Consider the following 9,122-nt stretch of genomic DNA (forward strand, 5'->3'; position numbering starts at 1 on the left):
AGGCTTGGGAGTCGGGTGCGGGCGCGTCCCTTTCCGGCCGAAGTGTGACGCGACCTTTCTCGGCCTCTTTCCCCTGGGGCTCTCGAAGAGAATCCGGGGAATTCCGGTTCGCGGTGTCCAGGTCCCGCAGCGGCCGAAGGTCTTCGCATTCGCCCATCTCACGGGCGTGGCAGGGACCATGCGGCCGTTTGCGAGAACTTCCCGCGCAAGGGTGCGTGCGCGAGAACTTCGAGTACGCGCCGGTCGAGTACTGGTCGGCCGAGTACGAGTCGGGCGAGTTCAATCGCCTCACCCCCGGCTGAAGGCCGGTGCACCGCGATCAATCCAGATAGCGTGTGATGCGAGGCACATGGGCATCCGGCGTACCGATGGCAGCTGATCATGGTTGCGGCGGACGCCGGGCGTGATGTTCGTCATGGCGGGGCGGCAACTGCCCAACCACGGTGGGCATATGTCCTTCACCGCTCACCCATCGCCATTCCGCTGCGCCCGGGGCTACCGCTATGGTCCCCGTCTGGCGGAATGTCGATCGTCGTCCCGCCGCGCCCTCGGGGGGAGGGAAAGGAACCGGATCCATGCCTGTACCCGTACCGCGACAGAGGAAGGTCCCCGTCGCGGAGACCACTCATGCCGGCGCCCCGGGCACCGCTGCCGCCTCCGGCAGCGGCTCAGGCACCCGGGGCCAGGACCCCGCCTCGGGCACCGCCGGCGCCACCGGCGGCTCCGGCACCACCAGCTCCGGCTTCGGTGATCTGACGCTGCTGGTGATCGAGGACGACCCGGCGGGCTCGTTCTCGGTCCCCGAGCTGCCCGACGCGGCCGGCACCCGGGTCCGTATCCGCAGCGCCCGCAATCTCACCGAGGCCGAGCGGCTGCTCACCGACGACGTCCACTGCGTCCTGGTCGATCTCGCGCTGCCCGGCCCCGGCGACGACGCGCTGGCCCCGCTCAAGCAGGTCCTGCGTCTCGCACCCCGCCACGCGGTCCTCGCGCTGACCACCTCGGGCGACGCGGAGCGCGCCGCCGAAGCCGTCCGGGTGGGGGCCCAGGACCATCTCTTCCGCGACGAGCTGGACGGACGGCTGCTGAACCGCACCGTCCGGTACGCGGTGGAGCGCAAGCGCGCCGACACCGCCCAGATGAAGCTGGCCGAATCCCGGCTGCGCGCCCAGGAGAACGCCCGGCTGGAGCGCGGGCTGCTGCCCACTCCCCTGCTCCAGGGCTCGAATCTGCGGTTCGCCGCGCGCTATCGGCCCGGACGCTCCCGCGCGCTGCTCGGCGGCGACTTCTACGACACGGTCCGCACCCCGGACGGCACGGTCCACGCGATGATCGGCGATGTCTGTGGCCATGGCCCGGACGAGGCGGCGCTCGGCGTGGAGCTGCGGATAGCCTGGCGGGCCCTGACCTTCGCCGGCCTCTGCGGGGACGAGCTGCTGTCGACGCTCCAGCAGGTGCTGGAGCACGAGCGGGAGAGCGAGGAGATCTTCGCGACGCTGTGCACGGTCGATATCGCGCCGGACGGCCGGCGGGCCGGACTGTGCCTGGCGGGTCACCCGTCCCCGCTGATCACCCGGAGCGGCCGGGCGGCCCACCTTCTCCCGTACGAGAGCAGCGGCCCGGCGCTGGGTCTGCTGCCGCGTGCCCGCTGGCCGCGCCGTCAGGTGGAACTGGGCGGGGCGTGGAGCCTGATGCTGTACACGGACGGCCTGATCGAGGGCCGCTCGGGCCCGGGTGAGAAGCAGCGGCTGGGCGACGAGGGCATGCTCAGGATGATCAACCGCCAGCTCGCGGCGGGGCTGGACGGCGAGGCGCTGCTGGAGTCGGCCGTCACGGAGGTCCGCGAGCTGAACGGCGGCGAGCTGACCGACGATGTCGCGGTGCTCCTGCTGAGCAGGGGCGAGGGCCGCGGCGAAGGCTGAGGCACCGCACCGCACCGCGCCGGGTGGAGGCGTGGGACCGCACCGGGGGCTGTGGGCCATGGCCTGGCGCCCGGGGAAGCCCGAGACCCCGGAAGGGCGCCCTCCCCTGCGGCGGCGCCGACGGTGCTCTCGGGGCGCCGGGGGCCAGGGCCACGGGCCGGGGCGGCCACGGGCCACGGGATGGGCGACTCCCCTGCGGTGCTCGGGGCGCCCGGAGGCTCAGGGGCCTGGGAGACCTGGGCCCTGCCCTGGGCGGGAGGGGCTACCTGCCGCCGTTGTACGGGCCGTAAGGGCCGTCGCTGCTGGAGCCGCCGCGCCGGCCGCCACCGCCGGTGACCTGCTTGAGCGCGGGCCGCACATCGACGAAGAAGACAATGCTGGCGATCAGTCCGGCGATGGACAGGAACAGCACATTCAGCGTCATGTTCACCACGGCGGTGATACCGAGGATGATCAGCCAGAAGCTCTTGGTCTGCTTGTCGGCGGCACGATAGGCGTCCTCGCGGGCGAACGCGGCCATGATCAGCGCGGTCACGGAGGTGACCAGGAAGACCAGGTCAACCAGCAGCCAGAGGGTGAAATCGAAGGACTCGCGCAACATTGGTGAGCACCGCCTACGCCTAGTGAGTGATGAAGCGCCTCGCTGACACGGTATCGGGACAACGGGCCGGACACCCCAAAGGTGCCCGGCCCGTTATACCCGTACCCGCCTTACTTGGCGGGAGGCGGGGTCTTCTTCGCGGCGGTCTTGCGCGCGGTCGTCGTCTTGCGGGCGGCGGGCTTCTTCGGCTCCGCCTTGGCCTCTGCGGGCTTGGCTCCCGCCTCCGCGGGCTTGGCCACGGACTCTGCGGGCTTGGCCACGGACTCTGCGGGCTTGGCCTTCGCCTGCTGGGCCCCGGTCCGCTGGGCCGCAGTCTGCTGGGGGCCGGTCCGCTGGACGCCCGGCCGCTGCGTACCCGGGCGCTGGGACCGCGTCGCCTGGGGCCTGGTCTGCTGGGTGCCGTTGCGCTGGGCCTGGGGGCCGGTCCGCCGTTCCTTCGGCTCACCGGCCTTCGCGGACCCGGGCTCGACGGCGACCGCGATCTCGGTGATCTCCTCGGCCGCCTCGCCCCGCCAGGACCTGACGGTCTGCTCACCGTGCTCGGCGACCTTCTCGTAGGTCTCCCGGGCCCGGACGGCGTACTCCGCGGCGACCCCTACCCCGCGCAGCGCCAGGTCCTGCGCGTTCTCCCCCAGCTTCTTGAGGTCGGCGTCGAACCCGCCGAACACCTCGGTGACCTTCGCCTGCACGGTGGCCTGGGCCTCCTTGGCCTGCACCGTCACCCTCTCCTGCACGACCTTGGGGTCGGCGTTGCGCACGGCCTCGATCCGGCCCGGCGCCTCGGCCGCGAGCTGCTCCAGCAGGGCGGGCACCTTCCTGGCCTGCTGGACGGCGAGGTCGGCCGTACCGGCCGCGAAGTAGAGGGGGGTGGGGTCGGAAAACGTCTTACGGAGGTCATCGGTGATGGCCATGACTGTGGTCCTCCCGGAACGCAGATCAGTGTGAGGGTCGACCGGCATCCCCGCCGCCGGCCGTACGGGGGCCTTCGGCAGCGGTGTCCGGTCGTACGTGATGGTTGTCGTGGCCCGCGTCGGGGGCCTCCGGATCGTCCGGGCCCGTCGCGGTCTCGAATCCGTTCTCCTTGCGGAAGGACTCGTAGATCTGAAGCAGCACGGCCTTCTGCCGCTCGGATATCGACGGGTCCGCGATGATCACGGCCCGTGTCTCCAGCTCGTCCCGGTCCCGCTCGTCAAGAATCCCGGCCCGCACATACAGCGTCTCCGCGGAGATCCGCAGCGCCTTCGCGACCTGCTGCAGCACCTCCGCGCTCGGCTTGCGCAGCCCGCGCTCGATCTGACTCAGATACGGATTGGACACCCCGGCGGCGTCGGCGAGCTGCCGGAGCGAGAGCTGCGCGCTGCGCCGCTGCTCGCGGAGGTACTCACCGAGATTGCCGACGTTGAGTGATGCCATGCTTCGATGGTGCCCACTCTTGCTAACTATTGCAAGCAAGTGCTTGCAACAGTGTCGTGCGCCACCTCGACCGGTGCGCGGTGAAGTCTCTCGTGGGCTGAGCTACGGTCGTCGCGCGACGAAGACGAACTCCTTGCCCGGCCGGTCAGGGGCATCGCGTACGTCCTCCACCACGTACCCCTGCGCGATCAGGTCCGTCTCGACCTCCTGCCGCTCTCGGAAGCGCAAGGTGGATTCCGACGTCAGTACCTGCCCGTCGGCAGCGAACACGTAGGTCCAGCGGAACGTCACCAGCGGATCGCTCACCTCGATCACCTGGCCCCAGCTTTCGACGGTGCCGACATCGGGGATCTCCGTCACGCGCAAGGTGGCTTCGCGGTTCCACTCCTCCCAGGCGCGTCTGGCCGGATCACGGGTCTCGAACACCAGACGGCCGCCCGGCTGTAGTGCTTCGTACGCACCGCGCAGGGTCTCGCGCCAGCCCTGCGGATCGAGGATCTGCTGGGCGGCGTTCGCCGTCATGGTCGCCAGGTCGACCCGCATCGGCGGGAGTGTCGTGGCATCGCCACAGATCCAGTGCACTCGCTCGCCGCCCGGTTTGGCTCGGGCCACGTCGATGGACGCCTGGGCGGGATCGACACCCACGACTTCGATCTCGCGTTCAGCCAGCAGAAGGGCGAACACGCCTGTTCCACAGCCGATGTCCAGCACGTGACGTGCCGCGAACTCCTCCGTCATCCGGACGTACGCGTCGAGATCGCCGCGATCGGGGTCGAGTGGGTCATAGATCGCGGCGAGCCGTGGATGCCCGAAACATTCGTCAGCCATGCGGCCGAACGTATGGGCTGCTGAACTGGAACACCTATTCATTAAGGACCCGGGAACTCGGTGGAACCGCAAGCGTCGGACGGCTGATCGCGCTCCAAGGCGGGCGGGCACCTCGGGCGACGACCTCGGCTCCGGGCCTTCGGCGCGTATCACTGCCCGTCAGGCGCGGTGGCGTCGCTGTAGAGGCGGAAGAGGAGAGGCGCTGCGGTGGGAGCGTCCTGAGCCGCGGGAAGGGCCCGCAGAGCGGTCCAGCATTCCTGGGCGAGCCGACGGGCCCGGCTGCCGGGCCAGGGCTGGGGCAGCAGTTCCGGAGGCAGCAGCGGGTCGGGGGTCATGGCGCGGCTGAACTCCGCGGCGAGCCCCACGGCCAGGGTGAGCCGCTCGACCCCGGACAGCTCTGCTCCGCGAGCCAGTCGGTCGGTGCAGGTCGCGGCGAAGGCGGTGAGGCGCTCGTGTCCGGCGGCGACCTCGCTCAACGGCCAGATGCCGGCGGCCAGTCGGCGAGGGTCGACGCGGTCCCCGATGCGCAGGTCGGTACTGGTGAGGAAGGTGACGGAGTCGAGTACGCCGAGCCGGCGGGCCTGGGCCTCGACCAGGTCCGCGATGGGGTTGGCGGCGACGTACAGACCGCCCTGGACGGGCGCCGCGCCCAGGTGCAGCAGGGTTTCCCGCAGTGCGTCGCGTGTGGTGCGGCGTGCTTCGGGGATGGCGAAGGCGAACAGGTGCCAGGTGCCGTCCCATGGCGCGAGCCCCTGGTCCTGCCGGTAGGCGTGGCGGACATGGTCGGCGTCGGGGGCGAGGGCGCCGGTCGTGGGATCGGCCACGGCCCGCAGTACGGCCTTGCGTCCCCGTCCCTCCTGGGTGAACCGGCCCTCGGTGACCAGGCGTTTGACGCACAGCCGGACCTGCTGGTCGGTCATGCCGAGGAGTCCGGCGACGGCGTACAGCTCGCCGGCGTCGACCGTTCCGTCCTCGCGGACCAGGGCGTGCACGAGCAGTCGGGTGGGGATCTCCGGACGCGGTGTGTGCTCCGGTTGTGCGTGAGTCACTGAGGGGTTCCTCCGCCCAGGTCGCCGGGGGTGACGGCACGGTGCATGGTGGTGACGGCACCGAAGCCCATCAATCCCCTGAGGAATGTGGTCTGTTGGGTGCGTACGGCACTGAAGCCGAGTCGTTCGTACAGGGCCCTGGCGCGCGGGTTGACGTCGATGACGTCGAGCCGGATCCGGGAGCAGGCGTTCTCGGCGGCCACGGCCGCGATCTCGCGCAGCAGCAGGCCGCCGATGCCGATGCCCCGGTGTGCCGCCGCCACGCAGATGCCGTCCATGACCAGTTCGCCCTCGGCGGGTTTCCGGGTGAGCAGGGCGAGGAGAGCGAGCCGTGGCAGCCCTCGCAGCGGACCGTATACGGACAGCACGTCGTGGGCCGTGCCGCCGGTCAGGGCGCGGCCCGCGAGCTGATAGCCGGCGACGCCGACGACACGGCCCGCACTGTCGAGCGCGGCGATGCCGCGATCGTGGTGCAGATGGGACGCGAGGAACGCCCGCCCCCTCTGGGGTGGGCCCAGCGCGCGGCCGAGTTTGCTGCCGAACGCCTCCCAGTACAGGGCGGCCACCTGCCGCTCACTCCCTTCGGGGATGCCCCGGCGGAGAAGCGGGACGCCGCTCGCGTCCAGGCTTGCCGCCTCCCGTGGTGCGCTCACGGCCCCTTCTTTCGTTCGCTCGTTCGCTCGTTGTCTCGGCTCGGGGCCGTCGTGCGCGCCTACGTCTCCGCCTCCGCCGACTCTACCGACCTACTGACAATCACAGTACGCTCGTTTCAAAGACGACCGTTTCGTGTTTGATACTTTCAGGGAGTGTCGTGAGCGCCCGACCACGTTCAAGACCACGTTCGAACAGCCCCGCACACCCCCTGTCCACGACGGAGGAGCAACGGCCGGGCGGCAGCACCCGGCTGGCGCAGGTGGACGCGCTGCGCGGCTTCGCGCTGCTCGGCATCCTGATGGTCAACATCACCTACATGGCCTCGGCCTATCACGGCACCGGCCTGGAGGACCCTGGCCTGGGCGGCCCGCTGAGCGAGGCCGTCCGATGGCTGGTGGCGATGCTCTTCGAGGCGAAGTTCTTCCTGCTGTTCTCGTTCCTGTTCGGCTACAGCTTCACGCTGCAGATCGACTCCGCCGTGCGACGCGGCGCCCGGTTCACACCGCGCTTCCTGCGGCGACTGACCGGGCTGTTCGCGATCGGCGTCGTCCACGCCGTCGTTCTCTTCCCCGGCGACATCCTCACCCTCTACGCCGTCCTCGGCCTGATCCTGCTCGCTCTGCGCCGCATCCGGCCCCGTACCGCGGTGCGGATCGCCGTGGGGCTCCTCGCGGTGACGGCCGCTGGATACGCGCTCCTCGCGCTCGCCGTCGCCCATACGGGCGGGGGCGGCACCATCCCCGCGTCCACGGCGTCCGCCGCGGCCGAGGCGACCGAGGCACTGCGCGGCGGGCCGGCGTCGATCATCGGCGCCCACCTCCAGGAACTGCCGGACGTGGCCGCCCTGCTGCTCTTCTTCCAGGCGCCGTCCGCGCTCGCCGCCTTCCTGCTGGGGCTGGCGGCCGGACGCCGCCGCGCCCTCGCGGACACCGACCGGCACCAGCGGCTCCTGCGGCGGCTCCAGTGGGCCGGCTTCACGGTGGGCCTGCTGGGCGGCATCGTGTACGCGGACGCGAGCCTGAACCACCCCGGGTCCGCGTACCAGATCTTCGCCATGGGCCTCGACGTGATCACCGCTCCGCTGCTGGCCGCCGCCTACGCGGCGACCGTGCTCCGGCTGGTACGCGGCCGCCTCGGCCGGGCCCTGGTCACCGCGCTCGCACCGGCGGGCCGTATGTCGCTGACCAACTATCTCGGTCAGTCCCTGGTCTGCGCCCTGCTGTTCACCGGCTTCGGGGCCGCCCTGGTCGGCCGCGTCCCGCCCATCGGCGTCGCGGCGATCGCCCTGACCCTGTTCGCGGCGCAGGCAGTGGCCAGCCGATGGTGGCTGCGGCACCACGTGTACGGCCCGCTGGAGTGGCTGCTGCGTGCCTGGACCACGCTGTCGACACCACCGTGGCGCTCGCCACGGCGAAGGCGCAGGCGAGCAGGCTGCTGACGAAGACGAAGACGAAGATGGAGATGGACGCACGGGACCATAAGGGATAGGGGCAAGGGGGCGGGGATGTCCGCGGACCGGCGGGCGGCCGGGTGGCGTGCGAGGACGGGCCGGGCCAGGAGCGCTGAACCCTGGCGGGTGGCACAGGAGCGCTGAGTCCTGGCGGGTGGCAGGGGCCGTGCGATGCTGGTGCGTGTGAGGCTGGAGGATCTGGTAAGGCTGCGCCGCGCGCGGGACACCATGGACCGTGAGTACACGCGACCACTGGACGTTCCCGCGCTGGCCGCCGTCGCCCTCATGTCGCCCGGGCACTTCTCCCGCAGCTTCCGCGCCGCCTTCGGTGAGACGCCGTACAACTATCTGATGACCCGCCGTATCGAGCGGGCGAAGGCGCTGCTGCGGCGGGGGGATCTGAGCGTGACGGACGTCTGCTTCGAGGTCGGCTGTACCTCGCTCGGCTCGTTCAGCTCGCGCTTCACCAAGCTGGTCGGCGAGACCCCGAGCGCGTACCGGGCCCGCCGCCACGAGGAGGGCGCCGCGATCCCGGCGTGCGTCGCCAAGGTCCTCACACGGCCGGCGGGGAACGGCGGACCGGTCAGGAACGGGAACGGAAACGGGAACGGCGGGCCGGTCAGGCACCGGTACGAAAGCGGGAACGGCAGACCGGTCAGGAACGGAGAAGCGGAATCCGGGGCCGCGTCGTAGCGTCGAAGCCATGGACATCAAGCTCTCGCAGTGTTTCATCGCAGTCGACGACCATGACAAGGCGCTCGCCTTCTACCGCGACACCCTCGGTCTGGAGGTGCGCAACGACGTCGCCTTCGAGGGGATGCGCTGGGTGACCGTCGGATCGCCCACGCAGCCGGACGTGGAGATCGTCCTCGAACCGCCGCTCGCCGACCCCAACGCCTCTTCGGCCGACAGGCAGGCCATGTCGGAACTGCTGGCCAAGGGCATGCTGCGCGGCGTGATCTTCGCCACCGAGGACTGCGACGCCACCTTCGAACGCGTCCGCGCGGGAGGCGGCGACGTACTCCAGGAACCCATCGACCAGCCCTACGGCGTCCGCGACTGCGCCTTCCGCGATCCGGCCGGGAACATGCTCAGGTTCACCCAGCCCCGTAAGCAATGACCGCTCCTGGCCGGCTCCGAGCGCTTGGGGTGGTTCAGACCGTTCAGGCCGTTCAGACCGTTCAGGCGCCTCTGGCCCTCCGGGG

At 70.9% G+C, this 9,122-nt stretch carries 10 protein-coding genes; 4 read left to right on the forward strand and 6 right to left on the reverse strand.

The genetic code is table 11. The features are described 5' to 3' along the window. Nucleotides 1–575 precede the first annotated feature (575 nt). Complete coding sequence (locus tag ACWF94_RS05495) at nt 576–1,922, forward strand: PP2C family protein-serine/threonine phosphatase (protein ID WP_453484939.1); 1,347 nt, start codon at nt 576–578, stop codon at nt 1,920–1,922. A gap of 262 nt (nt 1,923–2,184) precedes the next feature. Here ACWF94_RS05495 and ACWF94_RS05500 read toward each other — a convergent pair whose 3' ends face one another. From ACWF94_RS05500 to ACWF94_RS05525, 6 genes are all read right to left on the reverse strand, one after another. Further along, nucleotides 2,185–2,523 (reverse strand): DUF2516 family protein, encoded by a 339-nt coding sequence (locus ACWF94_RS05500; RefSeq protein ID WP_453484940.1) that lies wholly within the window; start codon nt 2,521–2,523, stop codon nt 2,185–2,187. A gap of 110 nt (nt 2,524–2,633) precedes the next feature. After that, complete coding sequence (locus ACWF94_RS05505) at nt 2,634–3,434, reverse strand: hypothetical protein (protein WP_453484942.1); 801 nt, start codon at nt 3,432–3,434, stop codon at nt 2,634–2,636. A gap of 25 nt (nt 3,435–3,459) precedes the next feature. After that, the gene (locus tag ACWF94_RS05510; RefSeq protein WP_453484944.1) at nt 3,460–3,936 is read right to left on the reverse strand and encodes a helix-turn-helix domain-containing protein; all 477 of its coding nucleotides are present in this window, start codon (nt 3,934–3,936) and stop codon (nt 3,460–3,462) included. 102 nt (nt 3,937–4,038) lie between these two features. Further along, nucleotides 4,039–4,764 carry a class I SAM-dependent methyltransferase gene (locus tag ACWF94_RS05515; protein WP_453484946.1) on the reverse strand — a complete coding sequence of 242 codons (726 nt, stop codon included), beginning with the start codon at nt 4,762–4,764 and terminating at the stop codon, nt 4,039–4,041. 149 nt (nt 4,765–4,913) lie between these two features. Continuing rightward, on the reverse strand, nt 4,914–5,813 hold the full coding sequence (locus tag ACWF94_RS05520) for a PaaX family transcriptional regulator C-terminal domain-containing protein (protein WP_453484947.1): 900 nt from the start codon (nt 5,811–5,813) through the stop codon (nt 4,914–4,916). Then, on the reverse strand, nt 5,810–6,466 hold the full coding sequence (locus ACWF94_RS05525; protein ID WP_453484949.1) for a GNAT family N-acetyltransferase: 657 nt from the start codon (nt 6,464–6,466) through the stop codon (nt 5,810–5,812). Before ACWF94_RS05525 ends, ACWF94_RS05520 begins: the two co-directional genes overlap by 4 nt. A 158-nt stretch (nt 6,467–6,624) precedes the next feature. Here ACWF94_RS05525 and ACWF94_RS05530 point away from each other — a divergent pair, with 158 nt between their 5' ends. The 3 genes from ACWF94_RS05530 to ACWF94_RS05540 all read left to right on the forward strand — a co-directional run bounded on the left by ACWF94_RS05530 (nt 6,625) and on the right by ACWF94_RS05540 (nt 9,037). After that, nucleotides 6,625–7,905 carry a DUF418 domain-containing protein gene (locus tag ACWF94_RS05530; RefSeq protein ID WP_453484950.1) on the forward strand — a complete coding sequence of 427 codons (1,281 nt, stop codon included), beginning with the start codon at nt 6,625–6,627 and terminating at the stop codon, nt 7,903–7,905. A 183-nt stretch (nt 7,906–8,088) separates the two neighbouring features. Beyond that, nucleotides 8,089–8,610 carry a helix-turn-helix transcriptional regulator gene (locus tag ACWF94_RS05535; protein WP_453484952.1) on the forward strand — a complete coding sequence of 174 codons (522 nt, stop codon included), beginning with the start codon at nt 8,089–8,091 and terminating at the stop codon, nt 8,608–8,610. Nucleotides 8,611–8,620: 10 nt separating this feature from the next. Further along, on the forward strand, nt 8,621–9,037 hold the full coding sequence (locus ACWF94_RS05540; protein ID WP_453484954.1) for a VOC family protein: 417 nt from the start codon (nt 8,621–8,623) through the stop codon (nt 9,035–9,037). Nucleotides 9,038–9,122: the final 85 nt, after the last annotated feature.

Source organism: Streptomyces sp. NPDC055078 (genome assembly GCF_053607985.1).